17 protein-coding genes are annotated in these 25,974 nt (G+C 61.0%); 5 read left to right on the top strand and 12 right to left on the bottom strand.

The annotated features are described in order from the left end of the window. Window positions 1-31 precede the first annotated feature (31 nt). Complete coding sequence (locus WA367_RS16535; protein ID WP_336057903.1) at window positions 32-1,054, top strand: endonuclease/exonuclease/phosphatase family protein; 1,023 nt, start codon at window positions 32-34, stop codon at window positions 1,052-1,054. Window positions 1,055-1,063: 9 nt separating this feature from the next. Here WA367_RS16535 and WA367_RS16530 read toward each other — a convergent pair whose 3' ends face one another. Together WA367_RS16530 and WA367_RS16525 are read right to left on the bottom strand one after the other, a co-directional pair. Continuing rightward, window positions 1,064-1,903: a methyltransferase domain-containing protein gene (locus WA367_RS16530; RefSeq protein ID WP_336057872.1), complete on the bottom strand. Its 840-nt coding sequence runs from the start codon at window positions 1,901-1,903 to the stop codon at window positions 1,064-1,066. A 5-nt stretch (window positions 1,904-1,908) separates the two neighbouring features. Beyond that, the gene (locus WA367_RS16525) at window positions 1,909-3,621 is read right to left on the bottom strand and encodes an electron transfer flavoprotein-ubiquinone oxidoreductase (protein ID WP_336057871.1); all 1,713 of its coding nucleotides are present in this window, start codon (window positions 3,619-3,621) and stop codon (window positions 1,909-1,911) included. 439 nt (window positions 3,622-4,060) lie between these two features. Here WA367_RS16525 and WA367_RS16520 point away from each other — a divergent pair, with 439 nt between their 5' ends. Next, complete coding sequence (locus tag WA367_RS16520; RefSeq protein WP_336057870.1) at window positions 4,061-4,939, top strand: uracil-DNA glycosylase; 879 nt, start codon at window positions 4,061-4,063, stop codon at window positions 4,937-4,939. On the opposite strand, the gene WA367_RS16515 is transcribed toward WA367_RS16520, so the two are convergent. Continuing rightward, window positions 4,930-6,159 carry an MFS transporter gene (locus WA367_RS16515; protein WP_336057869.1) on the bottom strand — a complete coding sequence of 410 codons (1,230 nt, stop codon included), beginning with the start codon at window positions 6,157-6,159 and terminating at the stop codon, window positions 4,930-4,932. The two genes, WA367_RS16520 and WA367_RS16515, sit on opposite strands and share 10 nt — an antisense overlap. Window positions 6,160-6,229: 70 nt before the next feature. On the opposite strand from WA367_RS16515, the gene WA367_RS16510 reads away from it, so the two are divergent. Then, a complete protein-coding gene (locus WA367_RS16510) occupies window positions 6,230-6,664 on the top strand; it encodes a helix-turn-helix domain-containing protein (protein WP_336057868.1) in 435 nt (144 codons plus the stop codon). Here WA367_RS16510 and WA367_RS16505 read toward each other — a convergent pair. Beyond that, window positions 6,661-7,614: a DMT family transporter gene (locus WA367_RS16505; protein ID WP_336057867.1), complete on the bottom strand. Its 954-nt coding sequence runs from the start codon at window positions 7,612-7,614 to the stop codon at window positions 6,661-6,663. The genes WA367_RS16510 and WA367_RS16505 overlap by 4 nt on opposite strands. A gap of 113 nt (window positions 7,615-7,727) precedes the next feature. Next, complete coding sequence (locus WA367_RS16500) at window positions 7,728-10,034, bottom strand: xanthine dehydrogenase family protein molybdopterin-binding subunit (protein WP_336057866.1); 2,307 nt, start codon at window positions 10,032-10,034, stop codon at window positions 7,728-7,730. 147 nt (window positions 10,035-10,181) lie between these two features. Between WA367_RS16500 and pepN the strand changes: the two genes are divergently transcribed. Further along, window positions 10,182-12,827: an aminopeptidase N gene (pepN, locus tag WA367_RS16495; protein ID WP_336057865.1), complete on the top strand. Its 2,646-nt coding sequence runs from the start codon at window positions 10,182-10,184 to the stop codon at window positions 12,825-12,827. 200 nt (window positions 12,828-13,027) lie between these two features. Next, entirely contained in the window at window positions 13,028-15,370 is a 2,343-nt protein-coding gene (locus tag WA367_RS16490; RefSeq protein ID WP_336057864.1) for a PAS domain-containing sensor histidine kinase, read from the top strand. Between the two features lie 8 nt (window positions 15,371-15,378). Here WA367_RS16490 and WA367_RS16485 read toward each other — a convergent pair whose 3' ends face one another. The 7 genes from WA367_RS16485 to WA367_RS16455 all read right to left on the bottom strand — a co-directional run bounded on the left by WA367_RS16485 (window position 15,379) and on the right by WA367_RS16455 (window position 25,974). After that, window positions 15,379-18,342: a bifunctional [glutamine synthetase] adenylyltransferase/[glutamine synthetase]-adenylyl-L-tyrosine phosphorylase gene (locus tag WA367_RS16485; RefSeq protein WP_336057863.1), complete on the bottom strand. Its 2,964-nt coding sequence runs from the start codon at window positions 18,340-18,342 to the stop codon at window positions 15,379-15,381. Further along, window positions 18,343-19,740: a sensor histidine kinase gene (locus WA367_RS16480; protein WP_336057862.1), complete on the bottom strand. Its 1,398-nt coding sequence runs from the start codon at window positions 19,738-19,740 to the stop codon at window positions 18,343-18,345. A gap of 3 nt (window positions 19,741-19,743) precedes the next feature. Then, complete coding sequence (locus tag WA367_RS16475) at window positions 19,744-20,418, bottom strand: response regulator transcription factor (RefSeq protein ID WP_336057861.1); 675 nt, start codon at window positions 20,416-20,418, stop codon at window positions 19,744-19,746. Window positions 20,419-20,522: 104 nt separating this feature from the next. Then, window positions 20,523-22,043 (bottom strand): Do family serine endopeptidase, encoded by a 1,521-nt coding sequence (locus tag WA367_RS16470; RefSeq protein WP_336057860.1) that lies wholly within the window; start codon window positions 22,041-22,043, stop codon window positions 20,523-20,525. A 158-nt stretch (window positions 22,044-22,201) separates the two neighbouring features. Then, window positions 22,202-23,434 (bottom strand): bifunctional alpha/beta hydrolase/OsmC family protein, encoded by a 1,233-nt coding sequence (locus WA367_RS16465; RefSeq protein ID WP_336057859.1) that lies wholly within the window; start codon window positions 23,432-23,434, stop codon window positions 22,202-22,204. Window positions 23,435-23,518: 84 nt separating this feature from the next. Next, window positions 23,519-23,989, bottom strand: a complete 471-nt coding sequence (locus WA367_RS16460) for a cytochrome c-type biogenesis protein (RefSeq protein WP_336057858.1) — start codon at window positions 23,987-23,989, stop codon at window positions 23,519-23,521. After that, window positions 23,986-25,974, bottom strand: a complete 1,989-nt coding sequence (locus tag WA367_RS16455) for a heme lyase CcmF/NrfE family subunit (RefSeq protein ID WP_336057857.1) — start codon at window positions 25,972-25,974, stop codon at window positions 23,986-23,988. Before WA367_RS16455 ends, WA367_RS16460 begins: the two co-directional genes overlap by 4 nt.

Genomic DNA, 25,974 nt, shown 5'->3' with positions numbered 1-25,974 from the left:
CGGCAGCACTGGGTTTGCAGAGGGTTGAGTGATGGCAATCGGAGCGCTTCGGGCGAAGCATCTGCGCGGATTTTGCATTACCAGTGGCTTGGCAGCGGTGCTTGCCACCGTGCCGCTGGTCATGGGGTTCTGGGGCGCGCTTCATCCCGCATTTGACGCTCTGTCCCATTTCCGCATTCATCTGGCCGTGCTGATTGCGGTACTGGCGCTGCCGGTGGTTTTCCTGCGAGGTTGGCGGATGATCGGATTGATGGCGATGGCGCTCGCTGTTGCTTCGGTGACCGCAACCTTGAGTACGCTCTCGCCCGCCAGTGAAGCAACAGCGGCGGAGAGCGAGGGAATTGGCGCGCGTTATCGCTTGCTGCAAATGAATTTGCGCTTCGACAACAAGACGCCGAAGGCCGTTCTCTCGCTGATCGGGCGCTCCAATGCGGATGTGGTCACGCTGAACGAGGTATCGAGCGAATGGCAGGAGGAGCTTGGCTTCATCAAGGGAGCCTATCCCCATCAGGTCATCTGCCAGGCTCGTGCACGGGTGGGCGGTGTGGCGATCCTTTCGCGCCGACCATTCATGCATCCAGCCACTGCGCAATGTCATGAGAGAGGTTCGCTCGCGACCGCCAGCGTGATGCTTGGCGATCGAACGGTGACGGTTGCTGCCCTTCATCTGGGCTGGCCCTGGCCGTTCGGCCAGCACGAACAGGTGGAACGTGCGCGGCCGACGCTCGAAAATCTCGGCAAAACCGCCATTCTTTCCGGCGACTTCAACGCCGCACCCTGGAGCGAGACGGTGCGAAGGGTGAGCAACGCGGGAGATCTTTCGCTGACGGAGATGGTGGGACCTACCTGGCTCGCACGCCCCCTTCCCGACACGCTGCGGCGCATTGCCGGCCTCCCCATCGACCATGTGCTGGCGAAGGGCAATGTGGAGATTCACGAGATCACGCGTCTCGGCGATGCGGGGTCCGACCACTTGCCGGTTCTGGTGGAGTTTTCGCTGACACCCCAGCAAAAGTCCGGTGAAGCGGTGCTGGCCCAGGCAGGTGGGAACTGAAGCCGCGGATCAGGTCTGATCCGAAATCTTACGCGCAATGACCAGATGTCCCGGGACGGGCCTGCCCTGTTCCATGCGCACCGTGATCGGTTGCAGGTCGATCAGGTCGAAACCATTCGCTTCAAGCAGGCGCTTCACGTAGCGATCCGCATGTGCGAAGCGTTGATGCGCGCCGACACGGAAATCCTTGCCGGCGAATTCGCCTTCGGGGAGCGTTTCGCTTGAAAAGGCGAGAATCGCTCCCGGATTGGAAAGCTCGCTCAAGCCTTCGAAGAAGTCTTCCAAATGGCCCATATAGGGCAGCACATCGGTGGCGGTCACGAGATCGAAGGGTTCGACATCGGCATGCTGCACGAAGTCGACCGCCTCCCCCACATAAAGCGCATCATAGAAGCCCTTTTCATGGGTGATCTCGACCATGCGTTCGGACAGGTCCATGCCGGTAATGTGCTCGACCCTGTCGCGCAGCACCTCGCCGGACAGGCCCGTGCCGCAGCCGAGATCCAACATGCGTTCGAAAGGCCCAAGTCCCTGCTCTTCCAGGGCCGCACGCACCAGATTTGGCACGTTATAGCCAAGCTGGCCGACAAGGATCGCCTCGAAGGCTTCCGCATGCTGATCGAAGAGCGTTGCCACATAGGCATCGGGCGCCTTGGGCGGGGTTTCTCCTCTGCCCATGCTGGCAAGCCGCACCGCCGCCCCGCCATGATCGGCGGGGTCGATCTCAAGGCATTGCCGATACGCCTCTGCAGCCGCGTCGAAGTCGCCCGCCTTTTCCAGGGCGAGCGCGCGGTTATAGGCTTCTTCCAGCGCGTCCTGATCGAAGTCCTGTATGTCGTCTTCGCTCACGCTGATCACATGTCCGAATAGACCGGGCCTTCGCCGCCCTGCGGCGGTACCCAGTTGATGTTGCCGTTCGGATCCTTAATGTCGCAGGTCTTGCAGTGGACGCAGTTCTGCGCGTTGATGACAAAGCGCGCGTCCGCCTGGCGGTCGGCTTCACCGCCCTTTTCAGCCGCACCCGGTCCGCCGGCCAGCGAATTGCCGTCGGCATCCACCCATTCATAGACACCGGCCGGGCAGTAGCGCGTCGAAGGTCCGGCGAACTCCATGAATTCGGAGCGCTTCTGCAGGTCCATGTCCTTCACTTGAAGATGCACGGGCTGCTCTTCCTCGTGATTGGTGTTGGACAGGAACACCGAGGACAGGCGGTCGAAGGTGAGAACGCCATCGGGCTTGGGGTAGTCGATCGGCTTATGCTTGGCGGCAGGTTCAAGCGACTGCGCATCGCTCTTGCCATGCTTCATCGTGCCGAAGAAGGAGAAGCCGAAAAGCTGGTTGGTCCACATGTCCAGACCGCCAAGGCCGATGCCAAGCATTGTGCCGAAGCGCGACCAGAGCGGCTTGACGTTGCGCACGCGCTTCAGATCCTTGCCGATGTCCGAGGCACGCCAAGCATCCTCGAATGCGGTGAGGTCGGCGTTGACGCGACCTTCGGCAATGGCTTGCGCCACATGCTCGGCTGCCAGCATTCCCGACAGGACCGCATTGTGCGAACCCTTGATGCGCGGAACATTCACGAGCCCTGCGGAACAACCCATCAGAATGCCACCGGGGAAAGACATTTTCGGCACCGACTGGAAGCCGCCCTCGGTGATTGCGCGCGCGCCATAGGAAATGCGCTTGCCGCCCTCGAAGGTCTCGCGGATCGCCGGATGCGTCTTGAAGCGCTGGAACTCCTCGAAGGGCGAGAGATAGGGGTTCTTGTAGTTGAGGTGCAGGACGAAACCGACCGCAACCTTGTTGTCTTCCAGATGATAGAGGAAGGAGCCACCGCCGGTATTCATGTCAAGCGGCCAGCCGAAGGAGTGCTGGACAAGGCCCGGCTTGTGGTTCTCCGGCTTCACTTCCCAGAGTTCTTTCAGCCCGATGCCGAATTTCGGAGGCTCGCGCCCCTCGTCCAGACCGAATTTTGCGATGAGCTGCTTGGCGAGCGAGCCGCGCGCGCCCTCGCCGATCAGCACATATTTGCCCATGAGCGCCATGCCCGGCGCATAGGCCGGACCGTGGCTGCCATCGCGCTCCACGCCCATATCACCGGTGACGACGCCGATGACTGCACCCTCTTCATTGTAGAGCACGTCGGCGGCAGCGAAGCCGGGATAGATCTCCACACCCAGCGCCTCGGCCTTTTCGGCCAGCCAGCGGCACACATTGCCAAGCGAGACGATGTAGTTACCGTGATTGTTCATCAAGGGCGGCATCATGAAATTTGGAAGACGCAGCTTGCCTGCAGGTCCAAGCAGGAGGAACTGGTCGTCCGTCACCGGCGTCTTGAAGGGATGGCCTTCATCCTCGCGCCAGTCGGGCAGAAGGCGGTCGATGCCGACCGGATCGACAACAGCACCGGAAAGGATATGCGCGCCAACTTCCCCGCCCTTTTCCAGGACGACGACGGAAAGATCGGGATTGAGCTGCTTGAGCCTGATGGAAGCGGCAAGCCCTGCCGGTCCTGCACCGACAATGACCACGTCAAATTCCATGCTCTCGCGTTCGACTTCACTCATCTGGCTCGCTCCCGGTTGTCGTCCCGTTTGGCTTGGCTGTAACACTCACGCTTCTGCCCTTAAAGCATGAAGCGCATATGCAGAACAGTTTTGCCGATTTGCTCCAACAGAATTTATACTTTTACGTAAAGGTAAGGCAAGAGGATGCTTTCGTACCGCCGGTCCGTGATCGAATCTGGTGCGGCGTTCACTCGGTCGGCACGGCGTTGTGCCTGAATGAAAAAGTGCGGCGGCATCGCCGCGCGAGGAACCCGATGCGGCGCAAGCAGCCAGCCTCGCCTTGAACGCCTTCCCTCATTTCAGTGACCGTTTCTAGCAGGCGGCTGGTCGGCTGCTGGCGCCAATGCGGTTCCGGCCTTGGGTCTCGCTCCTGTGCGCAGCTTGGGCTGGATCTTCATATTCCCTTGCTTTTGAGCCGTACAAATCCGACATTGGCATCATGAATTCCGCACCCTCTCCAGAAAGCTTCGGCCTGCACGAGCTGCTTGCCTTCTATGCCGATGCCGGCGTGGATGATGCGCTTGTGGAGGAGGCGCCGGACAGGTTTGCGGAAGCACAGGCCGCGAAGGCGGCGGCGGAAGCGCGACGTGCGTCTCAGCCGACTTCCGGGAGTGCTCCGGCGGCAAGTGGTGGTTCTGCGCCAAGGCCTGCTCCGCCCGCCCCTTCGCCAATGGCAGCGCGCGCCACGGCAAGAGCCGCCATTCCAGACGAAGGGCAGGCAGCGCGTGCGCGCGAACTGGCGGCGAAGGCCACCACCTTGCAGGAACTGCGCGAAATCATGGAAGGCTTTGACGGCTGCAATCTGCGCCTGACAGCCAAGAGCATGGTCTTTGCCGACGGCAATCCGGAAGCCGACCTCATGCTCGTGGGGGAAGCACCGGGCCGCGACGAGGATCTGCAGGGACTGCCCTTTGTCGGACGCTCGGGAAAGTTGCTTGATCGGATGCTGGCCGCCATCGGCCGTGACCGGACAAGCGCCTATATCTCCAATGTCATTCCTTGGCGCCCGCCGGGCAATCGCGACCCCTCGCCGCTTGAAACGGAAATATGCCGCCCCTTCATCGAGCGGCATATCGAGCTCGTTTCGCCGAAGGTTCTGGTGACGCTAGGCAATCCTTCCACCAAGCTTCTGCTGCGTACCAGTTCCACCATCACGCGGTTGCGTGGCAAATGGGCTCAGCATCACACACCCGGCGGCAAGGAAATCGCCACCATGCCTTCGCTGCATCCGGCCTATCTGTTGCGCAATCCCGCGCACAAGAAGCTTGCCTGGAAAGACTTGCAGGCGATCAGGGCGCGGCTTGAAGGTCAGGGCTGAGCCAGCCTGCGGCGCGATTTCATCACCCGCTCGGCAATTGCGACAAGCAGCATCAGCCCGGTGCAGACCGCGATAATCGCGGCGATCAGTGTGTAGGTCCAGCCGAAGCCGCAGGCCTCGATCATGGCTTGCGAGGCGAATGGGGAGATGAACTGGCCAAGAAAGATTGCCGCAGCCAGCGCACCGCCTGCAAAACCACGACGGGCCGCGGGCACAAGGCCAAGCGCCATGCTGACGAAATTCGGCATTGTGAGCGCATAGCCTGCACCTATGAGAATGGCGGCGATCGGAAGCATCACGATGCTTTGCGCCCGTGGCAGCAGGGCAAAGCCTGCAGCAAACATGCCGAAGCTCACCACGCAGACACCGAAGAAGCCCAGCGACGGGTGAAGCCTGCGAAACTGAAGCGCGGAGGCAGCACCCGCGAGCGACATGACGCCGAGGCCAAGGCCTGTCATGCGCGCCGCGTCATATCCGATATGGTCCAGATAGAACGGGAGTTGGGTCGGCATGATGAAGAAGGTCATGTTCACCATCATCTGTGCCAGGAACAGCAGGGCGAAGAGCAGCGGCCAGGCGGGATGTCCCTTTTCGGGCGCGAGACCCGGTGTGACATCTGCGAGGCTCTCGCGCGTAGGCTCCACGATCGCTTTCGCCACCACCGGAAGGAAGAGGATCGGAAGCAGGTAGATGGCAAATGGCAGCCGGGCATTGAAGTCGGCAATCAGCCCGGCCGTGACGATAAAGAGGAAAGCGCCGACATTGCGTGCGGAAATCTCCATGCCCACCATGGCGGAGCGCCGCGCACCCTTGAAGTAGTCTCCAACGAGCGCGATCTGCGCGGACATGATAAAGGCAACGCCGATACCAAGGGCCAGCCTGCTTGCGAAGACGGCTTCAAGGCTCGGCAGATACAGGCCGGCCGAGCCGGTCAGGATGAAGATGACAATGCCTGCCAGAAGCAGCGGGCGCTTGCCGTAACGGTCCGCCCACAGGCCAGCCAAGGGTGCCGCGAAGATCACTACGATGGAAGGTGCCGGTACCAGGAGCCGGGTCAGAAGCGCTGCATTGGAATTATCTCCAAACATGCGCTGAAGCCCCGGCAATGCGGGGGAAATGGTTGCGTTGGCCATGACTGTAAGGCTTGCTGCCAAAAGCAAGGCCAGGACCCGCGGCTCGCGCCACAAACTGCCGCTGTCGGCGGCTTCGCCAGTGCTCATCCTCAATTTCCTCTTGCTCAACTCGGATTGGAAATGCAGGCTGCCACTTCAAGTTAACTTGAGGTCAAGCATGAAGTTTCTCGATATTGGCGAGGTGGTAGCGCAGTTTGGTCTCTCCGCCTCGACGCTGCGTTATTATGAGGAAATCGGTGTCATCCGCTCCGTCGCCCGACATGGCTTGAGGCGGCAGTATGAGCCACAGGTGCTCACACAGCTTTCACTGATTTCGGCGGGCAAGGCGGCGGGCTTCTCGCTGGAGGAAATCGGCGCGATGTTTGGCCCGCAAGGCGAGCCGCAGCTTTCACGCGAGGCGATGCACAACAAGGCAGAGGAACTGGAGGCGCAGATACGCAGGCTATCCGCGCTGGCGAGGACCGTGCGTCATGCCGCCGAATGTCAGGCGGAAAACCAGCTTCAGTGCCCGAAATTCCGGCGCCTGCTGCGCCTTGCCACGCGCAGGGAACAGCACAACCGGCAAAGCCGCAAGACCACGCGCGCCAGCTAGGGGCTTGGCGGCACGAAGCGGCGGGCAGCGGGGCGCTTGAGGCCGAGCCGGCGCTCGCGCCAGATGATGAACAAGCCCGCACCGACAACGATCAGCCCCCCCACCAGCGTGTAGAGCGTCGGCACATCCTGAAAGACGAAATAGCCCACCACGATCGCAAGGATCATCGAAGTATATTCGAAGGGCGCGATGGTTGAGAGTTCGGCGTGACGATAGCACTGGGTCATCAGGATCTGGGCCACGCCACCGCAAATGCCTGCGCCGACAAGCGCCAGCGTTTGCGGCATGGTCAGCGCGATCCAGCCGAAGGGCAATGTGAACAGGGAAATGATGGTTGCGGTTGCCGAAAACCACAGGACGATAGTCGCCGTCTTTTCCGTCTGCACCAGACGCCGCACGAGGAGCATCGCGATGGCCGAGCCGCAGGCGCCGACCAGAATGGCTATGACGCCGAAGCCCTGTCCGGCTTCCAATCCCGTCTCGCCGGTCAGCAATGTCAGCTTCGGCCATGCGATGATGACGACGCCGATGAAGCCGACCATGACGGCGCTCCAGCGATAGATGCGCACGACCTCCCCCATGAAAATCGCGGAGAACACCACCACCAGAAGCGGCTGCGCGTAATTGAGGGTGATCGCGTCGGGCAATGGAAGCTTGGTGAGGCCGTAAAAGCCGCAAGCCATGGAGAAGACGCCAACCAGGCCGCGCGCGACATGGCCCATGGGCTTGTCGGTCTTGAATGCCGTTGCCAGTTCCTTGCGCCATGCCAGCATGGCGAGGATCGGGAACATGGCAAAGAAGGAGCGGAAGAAGACGATCTGGCCCGGCGGCACGTCGCCCGAATACTTGATGAGCGATGACATCGCCACGAATATCGCGACCGAGATCACCTTCAGCGCTATACCCACGAGCGGTCTCGGTTCCTGTCCCACATCCTTCACGGCCGGCATTTTTCGTCTCTCAAATCACTGTCTCAAAATGAAGAGGCAGGATGCGTGACATCCCGCCCCGGAAATAATGGAGGCTGTAGCGCATGTGTGCTTTTGCAGCAGTTACTCACCGCTCAAGCCCCAGCCTCCTGAATGGCCTGCCATATGCGCGAAGGCGTGGCGGGCATTTCCACGTGGCTGATGCCATATTCGCGCCAGAGCGCATCGACCACGGCGTTCAACACGGCAGGTGTTGCGCCGATGGTGCCGGCCTCGCCTGCGCCCTTGATGCCCATGGCGTTGGTTTTGGATGGCACGTTGCGTGTCTCGAAATGAATATCCGGCAGAAGGTCCGCGCGTGGCATGCCGTAATCCATGAAGGTCGCGGTGATAAGCTGACCGTCTTCGGAATAGACGGTGTCTTCGGTCAGCGCCTGGCCTGCACCTTGCGCGACGCCGCCATGAACCTGACCTGCAAGCAGAACCGGGTTCACCGTCGCGCCGAAATCATCCACGATCCAGTAGCCGACAAGCAGCGTCTCGCCGGTTGCCGGGTCGATCTCGACCTCGCAGATATGGGTGCCGTTCGGATAGGTCGCCTCATCCTGCACGAATTCGCCGAAGCCCTGCAGGTCGTCAGGCGCCTTTGCGGCCTTGGCAATGCTTGCGAAATCGAGCTCCCGGTCGGTGCCGACAATGCGCGCCTTTCCGTCCTCGAGCTCGATATCGGCGGCGGCGGCCTCCAATTCATCGGCTGCGATCTTGCGGATTTTTTCGGCCAGGTCTTCGCCTGCGCGCGATGCGGACACACCGCCAAGGGGAATGGAGCGGGAGCCGCCTGTGCCGCCGCCCTTGTCGAGCCGGTCCGTGTCGCCCTGATGCACATGGATCCGCTCAATGGGCAGGTTGAGCTTTTCTGCAACGAACTGCGCGTAGGCCGTGGCGTGGCCCTGGCCGTTCGACTGGGTGCCGATGGCAAGCGTCACCGACCCGTCGCCATTAAGCGTGACATGGGCAGGCTCGGAACCGGCAAAGGCGCAGGCCTCGATATAGGTCGCCATGCCGATGCCGCGAATGCGCCCGCGTGCCTTCGCCTCTTCCGCACGCTTGTCGAAACCGGCCCAGTCGGCGCGTTCCATGCACTGGTTCATGTGGCCTTCGAACTCACCCACATCATAGGTGCGGCCGGTGGGCGTTGTGTAAGGGAACTGCTCGGGGCGGATGAAATTGCGCCGGCGGATCTCGTCACGGCCAAGGCCGAGTTTGCGCACGCATTCATCAACCAGCTTTTCCAGCAGGAAGGCGGCCTCGGGACGCCCTGCCCCACGATAGGCATCGACGGGACATGTGTTGGTGTAGACGCCGTTGATCTTCACATCGAGGGCGGGGATATCATAGACGCCCGTCGACATGGACACCCCGACAAAGGGAATGAAGGGGCCATATTGCGAGATGTAGGCGCCCAGATTGGCGGTCAGATCCACCTTCAGCGCGAGGAAGCGGCCATTCTCGTCCAGCGCCATGGTGGCATTGACGACATTGTCGCGGCCCTGTGCGTCGGTGAGAAAATGCTCGGTGCGGTCGCCGGTCCATTTCACCGGGCGAGAAAGACGGCGGGCGGCCTCCATCACCAGCGCATATTCGCGGTAGACAAAGGTTTTCGGCCCGAAACCGCCGCCGACATCCGGCGTGATGACGCGCAGCTTGTCCTTGCCGATATTGAAGACCTGGCTGGCCAGGATGTTCTGCATGGAATGCACACCCTGCGAACCGGCGGTCAGGGTGAGGTGCTCGTTTTCGGGATTGTACTCGGCGATCGCAGCGCGGGTTTCCAAATAGTTGGAAACGAGGCGATTGTTTCGGAAGCTGATCGAAACCTCATGCGCTGCCTTTTCGAAAGCCTGCGCTGCCTTATCCTCGTCGCCAACATGATAGAGAAGCGCGCGGTTGGAACCGAGATCCGGCCAGACAAGCGGCGCATCTTCATCAAGGGCGGTGGCGGTGTCCACCACCGGCTCCTCGTCCTCGTAGTCGACTTCGATCAGTTCCGCTGCGTCCTGCGCCTGCGCGCGTGTCTCGGCCACGATGAAGGCGACGGCGTCACCCACATAGCGCACATGATCGCGGCACAGGATCGGAATGTCCTTGGTGGGTGCGCGGCTGCCATCGGGCTGCTTCTGCATGGCACCGGATTTCAGGTCGCCGAGATGCTCAATATCCTTGGCCGTCAGCACCAGATGAACGCCGGGTGCCGCACGGGCCTCGTCCAGCGAACCGATAGTGAAGCGGGCATTGGCAATCGGCGAGCGCAGGACATATCCGCGCAATTGTCCCGCCGCCACGATGTCATCCGTGTAGCGTCCCTGTCCGGTGATGAAGCTCTTGTCTTCCTTGCGCAGCACGGATGCGCCCATGCCGAATTTCGGTGTTGCGACCGTCATGGCAAGCCTCTCAGCAAGTTGATTGTGGAGCGGTTGGGGGTGACGCAATGCATGGCAGTTTTGTCGAGTGGCCGCATCGTGTAAAGAGCCACGGACGATTTCATTGGGCCAGCGGCCTGCTCCCGTTCCAGATCAGGAGAACAGTTGATGCGTACCGATACCGGCCAGGTTTTCCGGCTCGAGGAATACAAGCCCAGCGCCTATCGCATCCCGAAGATCGAGCTGGATTTCCGCCTCGACGCACTGGAGACGCTGGTCACCGCGCGCATGCAGATCGAGCGGGCGGAAGGTACGGATGTCGGCACGCCGCTCGTGCTCGACGGCGACGGTCTCTCGCTTGTCAGCCTCGCGATCAACGGCGAGCCTGCCGACGAGACCATGTTCGAGGCCCTGCCCGACCAACTCACGCTGCGCCAGGTGCCGGCTGGCGATCATTTCGAACTCGAAATCGTCACGCGCATCAATCCCTCCGCAAACAAGGCGCTGATGGGCCTTTATGTCTCCAATGGCGTGTTCTGCACCCAGTGCGAGGCGGAAGGCTTCCGTCGCATCACCTATTTCCTTGATCGACCGGACGTCTTGAGCACCTACCGCGTGCGTATTGAAGCTGACCGCGCGACCGCGCCGCTGCTTCTGTCCAACGGCAATCCCGTGGAGAATGGCGATCTGGATGGCGGGCGCCACTATGCGATCTGGGACGACCCGCATCCAAAACCGTCTTATCTCTTCGCGCTGGTAGCGGGTGATCTGGGCGTGGTGAGCGACCATTTCACCACCGCGTCAGGCCGGAAGGTGGCTCTTGGCGTCTATGTCGAGCACGGCAAGGAAGCGCGGGCGACCTATGCGATGGATGCGCTCAAGCGTTCCATGCGCTGGGACGAGGAGCGCTTCGGTCGTGAATATGACCTCGACGTGTTCAACATCGTTGCCGTGTCCGATTTCAACATGGGCGCGATGGAGAACAAGGGTCTCAACATCTTCAACGACAAATATGTCCTGGCCGATCCCGAGACCGCGACGGACATGGACTTCGCCAATATCGAGGCGATCATCGCGCATGAGTATTTCCACAATTGGACTGGCAACAGAATCACTTGCCGCGATTGGTTCCAGCTCTGTCTCAAGGAAGGCTTGACGGTTTATCGCGATCACGAATTCTCCGCCGACATGCGCTCGCGCCCCGTGCGACGCATCTCGGAAGTGCGCACCCTGCGCGCGCACCAGTTCCCCGAGGATCAGGGGCCGCTTGCGCATCCGGTGCGCCCGCGCCGCTACCGCGAGATCAACAATTTCTACACGGCAACCGTCTATGAGAAGGGCTCGGAAGTCGTCCGCATGATCCACACGATCCTAGGGGAAGATACCTTCCGCAAGGGCATGGATCTCTATTTCGACCGTCACGACGGCCAGGCCGTCACCATCGAGGATTTCATCGCCTGTTTCGAGGAAGCTGGCGGCATCGATCTGACGCAATTTGCGCTTTGGTACCATCAGGCAGGAACGCCCAATGTCATCGCCAGCACGAGCTATGACGAGCAGGCGAAGATCTTCACGCTGGAGCTTGAGCAGTCCGTGCCGCCGACACCGTCGGAAGCACGCAAGAAGGCGATGCATATTCCCCTGAAATTCGGCCTCGTGGGCCCGAATGGCGAGGATATGGAATGGGCTTCAGCCGATGGCGCAGAAATTTCGGGCGATGTCATCCATCTGCGTGAGCGTCGACACACGATCAGCTTCAAGGGCATCGGCCAGCGGCCTGTGCTCTCGCTCAATCGTGGCTTCTCCGCCCCCGTTGTCCTCTCCGAGCAGGTGACGAGCGCTGACCGCCATTTTCTCGCCCGCCATGACAGCGATGAGTTCAACCGGTGGCAAGCGCTCAACAGCCTCGCCAATGACGCGTTGATCGAAGCGGCCAATCAGGTGCGCAATGGCAGCGCGCCCGTCTTCGACGAGGCACTGGTTGCCGTTCCGGGCGAGATCGCGGGCGACGAAACGCTTGAAGAAGCCTATCGCGCGCTGGCAATAACGCCGCCCGCGGAAGCCGATATTGCCCGCGAGATCGGCAGCAATGTCGATCCGGATGCAATTCATCAGGCGCGACAGGCCTATCTGGATGCGGTCGCCAGAAGCGGTGCCTCGCAAATGGCAAAGGTCTATGAAACGCTGGCCGATGACGGCAGCTTCTCGCCGGATGCAGAAAGCGCCGGGCGACGCGCATTGCGCAATGTGCTTCTGGGCCTTCTGATCCGCGCCGAAGCCTCGCCGGAACGTGGTGTCGAACAGTATCGCTCTGCCACCAACATGACAGAGCGCCTGGCCGCACTCATGGAGGTCACGCACAGATTCGCAAACTCACGGCAAGCTGCTGATCTGCTTGCTGATTTCGAGAAGCGCTACAACGATAATCCACTGGTGATGGACAAGTGGATGACTGCGCAGGCGACCATCCCCGGCGATGGCGCGGCAGAGCGGGTGCGCGAGCTGATGAAGCACCCCTCCTTTTCGCTTTCCAATCCCAACCGGGTGCGCGCGCTTGTCGGCAGTTTCGCGTCGGGAAACCAGACCGGTTTCCACGCAGCAGACGGATCGGGCTACCAGCTTCTGGCCGAAACGGTGCTGGCAGTCGAGAAGCTCAACCCGCAGGTCGCCGCGCGTCTGGCAGTGGTCTTCCGCTCATGGCGATCGCTGGAGCCGCAACGGCAGGAAAAGGCGCGCGAGGCGCTGGCCATGATCGCCAAGGCGGAAAACCTTTCGCGCGACCTTCGCGACATCATCGACCGGACTCTTGCCTGAAGCTTCAAGTCAGGCCGGTCGGAGCATGTCCGCCTCGCAATAGCGGGTGCCGGTGAGGCATCCGCGAAATTATGGTTAACAAAATCTTACCGCGCCTCTGGACACGGCGAATCACCTCTGATTCCTTATGGATGATTCGTCACCGGGGTGAGACGAATCACTAGAGCGGCGATTTTTTATCCAGCGAGGGAGTCCTTCGGATGGCGAAGGCGGACGCGGGCCATGTGCCTGCGGGAGGAATCTTTTCCAAATTGCGCCTTGGCGGGGGGCATGGGATGGGCGTGGCGGGGAACGCCAAGATCATTGCAGCACCTGCCTATGAGCGGCTTCTGGCAATCGAGCCCTATCTGAAGCGTGCCATTCCGATCCTCATCGTCATCTTCCTTGTTTTCATCGCGGCGGCGCGGCTTCTGGCCCTGATGGCCCAGCGTGACGACATCGAGCAGGAAGCAAAGCTGCTCGTTGCGCTGACCGCTGAAAATCTCGCCCAGTCGGCAAGCCTGTCGATTGCGGATGAGAGTGAGATTACTCAAATGGCGGCAGGCGAAAAGATCACCGCCGGCCTGCGCCACCTGGCCGATCCGGCAGAATGGGTTCTGGCATTCACCGACAGTAATTTCCGCGTCATCGCGACCTCGCCTTCCGGCCGTTCGCTGCAGGACCGAACTCTTGAGGGTCTCGTCACCGGCGGGCAACCGCTCTTCATGTTCGGAGAACGTGCAGGTGTGCTGAAGGTGCGGATCGGCTCCAAGGATTGGCTGGCAGCAGTGAACCTTGTCAGGGACAAGGGTGCGGCTGTCGCACTTGCCTCCTATGACGGCATCTTTGCCGACTGGCGCCGCACCGCCTCGCTCAACGTCACGCTCTTTGCGCTGACGGCGAGCGTGCTCATGGCGATCCTCTATGCCTATTTCAGCCAGGCCGCACGGGCCCAGGCTGCCGACCGCATCTATCTGGAAGCCCATCAGCGCATCGATCTGGCGCTTGTGCGTGGCAAGTGCGGATTGTGGGACTGGGATATGGCGCGCGGCAAGATGTATTGGTCGCGCTCCATGTACGAGATGCTCGGCTATGAAGCCGCCGACGTGATGCTGTCCTTCGGCGATGTGGCGAGCATCATCCACGAGGATGACGGCGATCTGTTCGAGCTTGCCAATCGCATCGTCGCCCGCGAGATCGACCATATCGACCAGATGTTCCGCATGCGCCATGCCGATGGAAGCTGGGTCTGGATGCGGGCGCGCGCACAGGTGGTCGATCCCAAGGCACCGGAAATTCACCTCATCGGTATCGCCGTCGACGTGACCGAGCAGCGCACGCTTGTTCAGCAATCTGAGGCCGCAGACCAGCGCCTGCGCACGGCGATCGAGAACATCACCGAAAGCTTTGTTCTGTGGGATGCGCGCGAGCGGCTGGTGATGTGCAACACGAAATACCAGCAATATACCGGTCTTGATCCCGCGATCATCGTTCCCGGCGTGAAGCGCTCGGAGATCGAAGAGCAGATGACGTCCATCCGCTCGGAGCGTCGCCTGGTTGGAACAGGTGATCCGCGTGCCGGTGCCACCTATGAGCGACAGCTTGCCGACGGGCGCTGGCTGCAGGTGACGGAGCTTAAGACCCGGGACGGCGGCACGGTGTCGGTAGGTACCGACATCACCCAGCTCAAGCAGCATCAGGGCAAGCTGGTGGACAGCGAGCGCCGCCTGATGGCAACCATTCACGATCTTTCCGAAGCCCGCCGCGCCGAGCAGGATCGCGCACGCGAACTGGTCGATCTCAATCGCAAATATATGCGCGAGACCGAGCGTGCCGAGGCTGCCAACCGGGCAAAGTCGGAATTCCTGGCCAATATGTCCCACGAGCTGCGCACGCCGCTCAATGCGATCATCGGCTTCTCTGAACTGATGAAGCAGGGGCTGTTCGGGCCTCTCGGGTCAGAACGCTACGAGGAATATGTCGGCGACATCTATTCCAGCGGCACCTATCTCTTGGGCGTTATCAATGACATTCTCGACATGTCCAAGATCGAGGCCGGTCAGTTCTCGGTGGACCGCGAAATCATCGATCTATGCCCGCTGATCCACGAGACGGTGCGCGTCATCGCGCTGCAGGCGGAGAAGAAGAATATCGAGGTGGAGACGGAGGTCGCCGATTCCATCTCGCTCTATGCCGACCGCCGCGCCATCAAGCAGATCGTCATCAATCTGCTGTCGAATGCGGTGAAGTTTACCGGCGAAGGCGGCAAGGTGACATTGCGCGCAAGGCGGGTGGCACGTGCGGTCATGATATCCATAGAGGATACCGGCTGCGGTATTCCAAAGGACGCACTGAAAAAGCTTGGCCGCCCCTTCGAGCAGGTTCAAAACCAGTTCTCCAAGAACCATACCGGTTCCGGTCTGGGCCTGGCGATCTCTCGCTCACTTACACAGCTTCACGGTGGCGCGCTGAAAATCCGCTCCACGGAAGGTGTGGGCACCATTGTTTCGGTTCGCATTCCCGCGCAGCCGAAGCCGTCGCAGCCGGTGCGCAAGGTCGGCTGAGGCAGCGCCTAGCCCTCCACCGGCCCCACAAGCCTGCTGAAATGCTCTCGCACGCTGGATGCGGTCTCGACCAGATGCGCCTCCAGCACCGAAAGTTCGGGAAGGTCCACGGCGCGCAGGAGAATGTCGGCCAGTCCCGGCGGAACATCATCAGGCTCCAGCGGACCAGTGAGGCAGAGACGTTCGATCTGCATGACGGTCGAATAGAGCCGGTGCGCGCCCGCAAGCGTTTCGCATATCTGGCCATCGGCAAAGCCGGGTGACAGCTGTTCCAATATCTCGGCGGTGCGCGTGCTGCGCAGGCCACCCGCCACATTGCCCGTAAGCACGGCGACCTGGGCGATGAATTCGAGATCTATGATGCCGCCTGGCACCAGCTTCAGATCCCAGTCGTCGCGAGGAGGCTTTTCCTCCTCGATGAGAGCACGCATCTTTGCGGCTTCGCGGCGTATGTCAGCGTCATCACGTTTTTGCGCCAGGATGGCCTGAACCTCTTCCTCCACCAGCTTTTGCAGGCTTTCGTCACCTGCAACGGCCCGGGCGCGGGTCAGCGCCATATGCTCCCATGTCCAGGCGTCCGAACGCTGATATTTGCGGAAGGCATCGAGATGGGTGGCGACCGGGCCCTTGTTGCCCGAGGGACGCAGGCGCAGATCCAGCTCGTAAAGCACGCCTTCCGCGGTCGGAGCGGAAACGGCCGCAATCAGGCGCTGGGTCAGGCGGGCATAGTAGTGGGGTGGCGAGAGAGGCTTGTCGCCATCGGACTCTTCTGCGCCCTCGTCGTGGTCATAGAGTAGGATGAGATCCACGTCCGATCCGGCGGTCAACTCACGGCTTCCAAGCTTGCCCATGCCAAGGATTGCCGTGCGCCCGCCGGGAACACGTCCATGGCGCTGCGCGAATTCCTCCTCCACCGCCTGAAGGGCGGCGGCGATGGTCAGGTCTGCCAGGTCGGAGAAAGCGCGCCCTGCCCTGTCGGCATCAATGGCACCTGTCAGCAGCCTTATGCCGATCAGAAACTTCTGCTCGGCAGCAAAGATGCGCAAGCGGTCCAGCACATCCTCGTAAAGCTGTGCGCCGGCAAGGAAGCTTTCCAGCCGCTCCTCAAGATAGGCGCGGTCGGGAAGCTCGGAGAGTAGTTGCGGGTCCAGCAGCCCATCAAAGACATGCGGGCGACGCGTGATGATCGATGCCAGGCGCGGTGCGGCTCCCATGATGGTTGCCAGCAGTTGCGACAGGCGCGGATTGGACTGCAGGATGGAGAAAAGCTGGATGCCTGCTGGGAGGCCCGACAGGAACTCGTCGAAACGAAGCAGGGCTTCGTCGGCGCGGCGCGTTGCACCAAAGGCTTCCAGGAGTGCCGGAGTGATCTCGGTGAGGCGTTCACGCGCTTCGGCCGATTGTGTCGCGCGATAGCGCCCGAAATGCCAGCCGCGAATGACGCGGCAAATGTCGCTTGGGCGTTCGAAACCGAGTTCACTCAGCGTCTCCAAAGTGCCCGGATCGTCGACATCGCCGGTGAAAACGAGATTGCCAATGCCGCGCGAAAGCTGCGGCGCGGTCTCGAACAGGGCCGCATAATGCTGCTCGACGAGCTTCAGCGTGGAGCGGAATTTTTCGGCAAAAGCATCAGGCTCCAAGCCGAGCAGTCCCGCGATGCGTGCCAGTCCCTCGTCGTCATCGGGCAGCGTGTGCGACTGCTCGTCATCCACCACCTGAATGGCGTGTTCCACATCGCGCAGGAACCAGTATTGCTCCTTCAGCCCTTCGGCCGCTTCCTCGGAAATCCAGCCATTTTCCGCCAGGCGGTCAAGCATCTGCGTCGTTGCCTTGCCCCGCAGTTCGGGGAAGCGCCCGCCGGCAATCAGCTGCTGGGTCTGGACGAAGAACTCGATCTCGCGAATGCCGCCGCGGCCAAGCTTCACATTGTGACCGCGCACGGTCACCTCGCCGTGGCCCTTGTGGGCGTGGATCTGGCGTTTGATGGAATGGATATCGGCAATGGCGGCATAATCCAGGAATTTGCGCCAGACATAGGGCTGGAGCTCCCGCAGGAATGCCTCACCCGCTTCCCGGTCACCGCCAACGGGCCGCGCCTTGATCATGGCGGCGCGTTCCCAGTTTTGACCACGGCTCTCATAGTAGTTCAGAGCCGCTTCCACCGGGATCGCCAGGGGCGTGGAGCCGGGATCGGGGCGCAGTCTCAGATCGGTGCGGAAGACGTAACCGTCTTCTGTACGGTCTTGCATGATGCGCAGAAGCCGGCGGGTCAGCCGCACGAAAAGCTCTGTTGCCTCATAGGGATCGGTAACAGCCGGAGCTTCCGGGTCCAGCAGGACGATCAGATCGATATCGGACGAGAAGTTGAGCTCGCAGGCACCGAGCTTGCCCATGGCCAGCACGATCCAGCCGCAGCCTTTCACGGGATCGGCGGGGTCCGGCAGCTTCAGCTTTTCCTGCCGGTGCGCGTCACGCAGGAGATAGGCGCAGGCAGCGCCGATGGCGTTTTCGGCCAGATCGCTAAGCCGTTCCACGGTCGTTTTCGTGTCTGCTGCACCGGCGAGCATGTCGAGCGCGATGAGGAAATGGGCTTCGCGCTTGGCCTGGCGCAGGGCCTTCATCACGTCTTTTTCGCTGGCATCATCAGCCATGCCGGCTTCACGCATGGCCTGCGCTATTTCACTCAGGCGGTCGTCAATAGAGGCGTCGAATAGCGCTTCCAGCGCCTGGGGCCTGCGGCGTGCGGAGTCACGGAGATAGGGCGACAGTTCAAGAACGGCGCCAAGGAAGTTCCGTAATTCGCAGGGCGTTTCAAGAAGGGCGCACAGTTTCGCGCATTCAGCCTCGGCCGCCTCTTCTGACAGGAACTGCAGTTCGCGCTCAGCCTGATCGTCATCGGTTGGAACAAGCTTTGCCGCTGGTTTGCCGAACCAGATCGCGCCTGTCTCGCCTTCAAATTCCTTGCCTGCCATCTAGCCCTTCTTGCGTGCGGGGAATGTCATGGCAACTGACAACCCCTCGCCTGCGCCGTCAAGCTCAAGGCTGCCGCCATGAAACTTCATCACGGCTTTTGCCAGGCTCAATCCAAGGCCGGAGCCGGGCTGGCTGCGGCTTGGCTCCAGGCGCACGAATCGCTCGGTTGCACGTTCACGGTCTTCGGGTGGAATACCGGGACCAGTATCCTGAACCACGATCCGCGCACCATCGCCCTCGCGCTTCAGGCTCACCTTCACCTTTGGAGCTTCTGCCTCGGAGGAGTATTTGATGGCATTGTCGATGATATTGGAAAGCGCCTGGCCGACCAGTTCGCGATTGCCGACGACACTGACATCGTCGGAAGCCTCGGCGGTAAGTTCGACGCCGCAGTCCTCGGCCAGCGGTTCGTAGAGTTCCACCACATCGGCAAGAATGGCGGACAGGTCTATCTCATCCAGGCTTTCGGCGGAATAGCCCGCTTCAAGCCGCGAGATCATCAGTATCGCGTTGAAGGTGCGGATGAGCTGGTCGGATTCGGCGATCGTCTGCTCGAGAGCCGCACGGCTTGCCGCTTCGTCCGAAACGTCAGCAAGTGCTGCCTCGGCGCGGTTGCGAAGGCGCGTCAGCGGCGTTTTCAGGTCATGCGCGATATTGTCGGATACCTGCTTCAACCCCTCGTTAAGTGCATTGATGCGGTCGAGCATGCGGTTGAGGTTGGATGACAGACGGTCGAACTCGTCCCCAGCGCCACTGACGGGCAGACGCTGGTTAAGGTCACCAGCCATGATCTGGCGGCTGGCCTCGGAGACATTGTCGATGCGCTTGAGCGCCCGCCGCCCCACGAAATACCAGATCAGCAAGGCGCCAAGGCCCATCATGCCAAGTGCGGCCATGAGGGCTCGACGGACAACCGTGCGGAATCGTTCCGGTTCGCCAAGGTCCCGGCCTACCAGCAGCTTCATCGCGTTGGGCAGCTCGATGACCTGCGCTACTGCGGTGTGCTTTCCTCCGCGGGAGCGCTGAGCGTCACCATAGCGATCATAGGTAAATGGCCGCTCGGTCCAGCCGGAGTGATCCAGCACGCCCGGTTGGAGTGCTTCAACATTGCCCGAGAGGATCTGCCCGGTCGGGCCTGCCAGGAGGTAGAGATTTGCGCCCGGCTGGCGCGAGCGCATATCCAGAACTCGTACCAGCGTCGCCAAGCCGCCACGCCGATAGGCACGCCCCAGATCAGCCACTTCCTCGACAATCGCATCGCGCGTCTGAACTGTCAGGATGCGCACGGAAAGCGAGGTCACATAGACCACCAGAACCGTGGCGCAGATTGCAAAAAGCAGAAGGTAGAGTGCGGACAATCGCGCAGCGGTCGTGCGCATGACAGCGGGCAGACGCATGACCTATTCCGCCCTCAGCATGTAGCCAGCACCCCGCACCGTGTGCAGCACCGGGCTGTCAAAGCCCTTCTCGATCTTTCCACGCAGGCGCGAGATATGAACATCAATGACATTTGTCTGCGGGTCGAAATGATAGTCCCACACATGCTCCAGCAGCATGGTGCGGGTGACGACCTTGCCGGCATTGCGCATCAGATACTCCAGGAGGCGGAATTCGCGCGGCTGGAGCGTAATTTCCTGACCGGCACGGCGCACCTGATGCGTGAGCCGGTCAAGCTCCAGATCCCCCACGACATAGCGCGTCTCGACATCCTTCGCGCCAACACGGCGGCGAAGAACCTCGACACGGGCCAGAAGTTCGGAGAAAGCGTACGGCTTGGTGAGATAGTCGTCACCGCCAGCGCGCAGACCTGTCACACGGTCATCCACCTCGCCAAGAGCAGACAGGACCAGCGCCGGCGTCGTATCACCCTTTGCCCGCAACTCGCTGATGACGGAAAGTCCATCGCGACGCGGCAAAAGCCGATCCACCACATAGACATCGTAGCTTCCGTTGTCCGCGAGATTGAACCCCGTCTCGCCGTCAGGGGCGATATCGGCGATATGCCCGGCTTCGAAGAAAGCCTTTTTGAGATACTCGGCGGCCTCGCGATCATCCTCGATCAGCAGGATCTTCATACTCGTACCCTCTTCACGCCCCTATGCATGGCTGTGTGAAAAGGCGCCGCAGCATGGATGCCACGGCGCCTTTCATCATTATCCGCGACTCGAAGGCCCAAATCTTAGCTGATTGGCAGCGCGATGAACCGGTTTGCACCTTCGCGCACGACCTGCAGCAGGACCGCACTGCGACCGTCCTTGGAAGCCGCATCGACAGCGTCGCGCAATTCCTTGACGGAAGCCACTTCCTTCGAATTCACGGAGCGGATCACGTCACCCGGCAGTATGCCGTTATCCTCGGCTTCGCTGCCCGGCTCCACATTGGTCACCACAAGCCCGTCGCTCTCCTCAGAAGGGGCGAGGTAGAGGCCAAAGCCTGCCTCGGCTGCATCAGCTTCTGGCTGATCGGTCTCCGGCTCGGCGCTGGCAACCTCTTCCTGCTCGGTCATCTGTCCCAGCTTGACGTCGATGGTCTGAGCCTTGCCGTCGCGCCACAAGGTGACTTCAACGGTAGAGTTCGGCTTCATGTCGCCGATGGTGCGGGCTAGATCCTTCGGATTGTCGATGCTCTCGCCTTCAACCGCGATCACGACATCACCAGCCCGGATGCCGGCCTTGTCAGCAGGTTCACCGGCAGTGGCGTCATTGATCAGCGCGCCCTTTGCCTCTTCGAGGCCGAGGGACTCCGCGATTTCGTCCGTTACCGGCTGGATCTGAACGCCAAGCCAGCCGCGCTGGATGCTGCCATTCTCGATGAGCTGGCCCACCACGTTTTTCGCCAGCGATGCAGGTATTGCGAACGCAATGCCTACATTGCCGCCGGACGGCGAGAAGATCGCGGTGTTCACGCCGACAACCTCCCCTGAGAGGTTGAAGGCCGGTCCGCCGGAATTGCCCTTGTTGACCGCAGCATCAATCTGGATGAAGTCGTCATAGACGCCTGCGCCGATTTCACGGCCACGAGCCGAGACGATACCGGCTGTCACCGTGCCGCCAAGACCAAAGGGATTGCCGACCGCGACAACCCAGTCGCCCACACGCACCTTGCTGTCATCAGCAAAATCGACATAGGTGAATTCGCGCTCTTCCTCTACCTTCAGCACCGCAAGATCGGTGCGCTCGTCGCTGCCGACCAGTTCGGCATCGATCTCGGTCCCATCATCCATCACGACCGTATAGGCACTGCCGCCACGGATCACGTGGTGGTTGGTGACGAGATAGCCATCCTCGGAGATGAAGAAACCGGAGCCCTGCGAGATCGGGCGTTCCGCACGACGCTCGTTGCGTGGACGGCGATTGCGGAACTCCTCACGCGGGCTTTCGCCAAAACGGTCGAAGAAACGGCGCAATGGATGATTCTCCGGCAGGTTCTCCATGCCGGGCATGCCGAAGGGCTCCATATTGCTCGCGGTCTCGCGAACTTCGCCCTTCACGCGCACGGAGACGACTGCCGGGGAGACAACCTCGACCACATCGCCGAAGCTTGGTGCCTGGATCGGCTGATCAAGCTTCACCGGGTCGGCCAGAACGGGCACAGTTCCGCTTGTCACGGCGCCAAGGCCGATTGATCCGGCTATTGCCACGGATGCAGCAGCGGCGGCCAGCTTCGTGCGGAATTTTCTTGATGGATTGGATGCGTTCATTTCGCGTTCGGCTCCTCTTGCCTGTCGCAGGATATTCCAAGGCAACAGCCGGAAATGTCCTCCCGGCGCGCCTGTCTTGGAGAAACAGATAGGGGCTGACACCTTACAGTGCCATTTCTGAGGGATGAAACTTTCGTAATGTTCTCGCCTTCGGGCGCTCAGTCCTCACCCTCTGCAAGTCGTGTTTCGACACGGGAACTGTTTTCCAATGTCCTGTGGACGGGGCACTTGTTGGCGATTTCAACCACCTTCTCGCGCAGCGCCTCGTCCAGGTTCCCCTCCACGGTGATAACACGCTCGAACTGGTCTATGCGCTGCGGCTTCCCGCCTGTTGCATCTGCTTCACTATCCTTCCGGTGCACTTTCTGGTGCGAGACATCCACGCTCACACGGCCAAGGTCGATCTTCTTGCGTTCTGCATAGATGCGCAATGTCATTGTCGTGCAGGTGCCAAGTGCGGCAGCGAGGAAATCGTAAGGGCTAGGGCCCGTGTCATCGCCGCCAAGTTCTTCCGGCTCATCGGCAAAGAGCCTGTGCCGCCCGGCCTGCACTGCATTCTGGAAACGCCCAGCGCCAGTCTCAGAAACGCGTACATGCTCGATGGGTTCTGCAGCTTGCGACCGATCGGGCGAAATGTAACGCGAGGCCCAGCCGGCAATCACCTCGGCCGCAAATCTTGCATCCGCCTCGTCGGTCAAGAGGTGGTCTGCCGTGTCGAGCGAAACGAAGCTCTTGGGGTGGCGTGCAGCCATGAAGATCGCTGTTGCGCTATCGATACCAACGATCTCGTCCCCCGGTGCATGCATGATCAGAAGCGGTTTGCGAAGATTGCTGATGGCACTGCTCAATTCGTGCTCGCGCACATCATCAAGGAATTGTCGGGTGATGGTGAATTCGCGCCCATGAAGGTCCACACGTGCCCGCCCGCTCTGCTCGATATCTCGAAGATCGGCGTGAAAGTTTTTAAGCACATGTTCTGCATCAGAGGGAGCGCCGATCGTGACGACTGCCGTAACCTCTTCCACCTGCCCGGCGGTGGCAAGGACTGCGGCTCCGCCGAGCGAATGCCCGATCATCAGTTGCGGCGCCTGGAAATTGGCGCGCATGAATTCAACTGCCGCGCGAAGGTCCTCAATATTGGTGGAGAAGTTGGTCGAGGCGAATTCGCCGTCGCTGGCCCCAAGGCCGGTGAAGTCAAATCGCAGGACCGCAATGCCCTCACGTGCCAACCCCGCCGCAATTCGGCGCAGGCCAACCAGATCCTTCGAGCAGGTGAAGCAATGGGCGAGAAGGGCATAACCCCGCACGGGCCCGTTGGGCAGATCGAGACGCGCTGAGAGCGTTGCTCCCGAATGCCCCTCAAATTCGAGCTTCTGGGTTCTGTCGGTCATGATGTCTCCCTTGTGCACGAAGACAGGCAGGGTGCATCAAAAGAGAACCATCGCAAGAGGTATCTGCCCTGTACCCGGGTGCTGTCAGTTGTCCTGCCTCTCCTGAAGGATGCGTTCCAGCCGCTCCTCCTCCTCCTTGCTCAACGCTACCGCCTTGCTTTTGCGATGGCTGCCCAGCGTTGTGAAGGCCAGCAAAAGTCCGACGAGCAGCAGGATGAATGGCGCGCTCCACAAGAGCGCGTTGTTTAGGGAAAACCGTGGCTTGAGCAGAACGAATTCGCCGTAGCGGTCGACCACGTAATCGATCACTTCTTTGTCAGTGTCGCCCTCCACGAGACGTTCGCGCACCAGAACGCGAAGGTCGCGGGCAAGCTCGGCGTTTGAATCGTCAATGGACTGATTCTGGCAAACCATGCAGCGCAACTGTGCTGACAGATCGCGTGCTCGCTCCTCCAGGACCGGATCTTCCAGCACCTCGTCCGGTTCAACGGCCATGGCCGAAGACATCACAAACGCGAGGGCGAACAGCGCGAAGGCAAGCCGGAGCACTTTCATCCGCCCTTCTCCTCTGCCAGACGCGCCCTGCGACGCGGCATCGGTGCGCCCACCCTCAGACGACGATCCAGAAGCGACAGTGTTCCCCCGGCCATCATGACCAGTGACCCGAGCCAGATGAGGGTGACCCAAGGCTTCCACCATGCGCGGACGACGAGGCCGCCATCCTCCGTCACCTCACCGATGGAAACATAAAGCTGGCTGAAGCCCAGTGTGCGGATACCGGCTTCCGTGGTGGGAACACCGCGGACCGAGTAGAAACGCTTCGATGACACCACCGAGCCGCTGGCGGTCCCGTCACTGCCAAACAGGCGGAAATGCGCCTGATCCTCGGTGTAGTTCGGCCCGGTATAGGGCTGCACGCCCTCAAGCTTCAGCTGGTATGCGCCTACATCGACAGTTTCGCCGGGCTTCAGCACCACGATGCGCTCCACTTCCAGCGTGGTGACGCTGACAAGGCCGAGGGTCATCACCCCAAGTCCGGCATGTGCAAGTGCCGTTCCCTTTATCGAACGCGGCAGCTTCCACAGACGTATGGCGGCGCTCCCCAAGGTCGCCTTGGGATATCCGGCCTTCAACACGAGGTCGGTAACCGCACCAAGGATCAGCCAGGCGCCCAGGGCGATTCCCAGCGCTGCTGCCAGGCTTGCCCGGTCGATGAAGAGCAGCACGAGGGCGCCACCGGCCAGTGAAACCGCGAAAGCGATGAAAAGCCGCTGGCTTGCAGCCCACATGTCTCCGCGTTTCCAGGCCAGCAGCGGACCGAAGGGAACCAGCATCAGAAGCGGGACAATCAGGGGCAGGAATGTGAGGTTGAAGAAAGGCGGACCGACGGAAATCTTTTCGCCAGTCACAGCCTCCAGCGCCAGCGGATAAAGCGTTCCGACAAGCACCGTTGCTGCCGCGGTGGTGAGAAGCAGATTGTTCAAAACCAGCGCGCCCTCGCGCGAGACCGGCTGGAAAAGCCCGCCGGGAGACAAGGTGCCGGCCCGGAAGGCGAAAAGGGTGAGCGCTCCCCCGATGAAAAGGATCAGAAGCATCAGAATGAACACACCGCGCGCTGGATCGGTCGCGAAGGCATGCACGGATGTCAAAACGCCCGAGCGCACCAGAAAGGTGCCGAGAAGCGAGAGCGAAAAGGTGAGGATGGAAAGAAGCACCGTCCAGATCTTCAGGGCCGAGCGCTTTTCCATCACGATCGCCGAATGCAAAAGCGCCGTGCCCGACAACCATGGCAGGAATGAAGCGTTCTCCACCGGGTCCCAGAACCAGAAGCCGCCCCAGCCTAGTTCGTAATAGGCCCAGTAGGAGCCCATAGCGATACCGCCTGTCAGGAATATCCAGGCAACCAGCGTCCACGGACGCACCCATCGCGCCCAGGCCGCATCAATGCGCCCGTCAATCAGAGCCGCCACGGCGAAGGAGAACGAAATCGAAAAGCCGACATAGCCGAGATAAAGCAGCGGCGGATGCACGGCCAGACCAATATCCTGAAGGATGGGATTGAGGTCCTGCCCTTCGATTGGCGCGGGTATGAGACGCGCGAAGGGGTTGGACGTCACCAGGATGAAGAGCAGAAATGCGGCTGCAATCAGCCCCTGCACCGAAATCACATTCGCGCGGAGGCTTGCCGGCAGGTTCCGTCCGAAAAGCGCAACGAGCGAGCCGAACAGGACAAGGATAAGCACCCAGAGCAGCATAGAGCCTTCGTGATTGCCCCATGTCCCTGTCACCTTATAGAGCATCGGCTTGGCCGAATGTGAGTTCTCCCACACATTCAGCACCGAAAAATCCGACTGGACATAGGCGCTCACGAGCACCGCAAACGACAACGCCACCAGCGCGCAGGATGTCAGCGACACTGGCCCGCCGACCGCCATCAGCCTTTCATCATTCAGCTTCGCACCGATGAAAGGCACGACCGCCTGCACGAGCGTCAGCGCGAAAGCAAGCACAAGGGCGAAATGTCCGAGTTCAACACTCAT

Origin of the sequence: Nitratireductor sp. CH_MIT9313-5 (assembly GCF_037029545.1) — a bacterium.
GTDB lineage: Bacteria > Pseudomonadota > Alphaproteobacteria > Rhizobiales > Rhizobiaceae > Chelativorans.
This window is presented reverse-complemented; position numbering and strand designations above follow the sequence as displayed.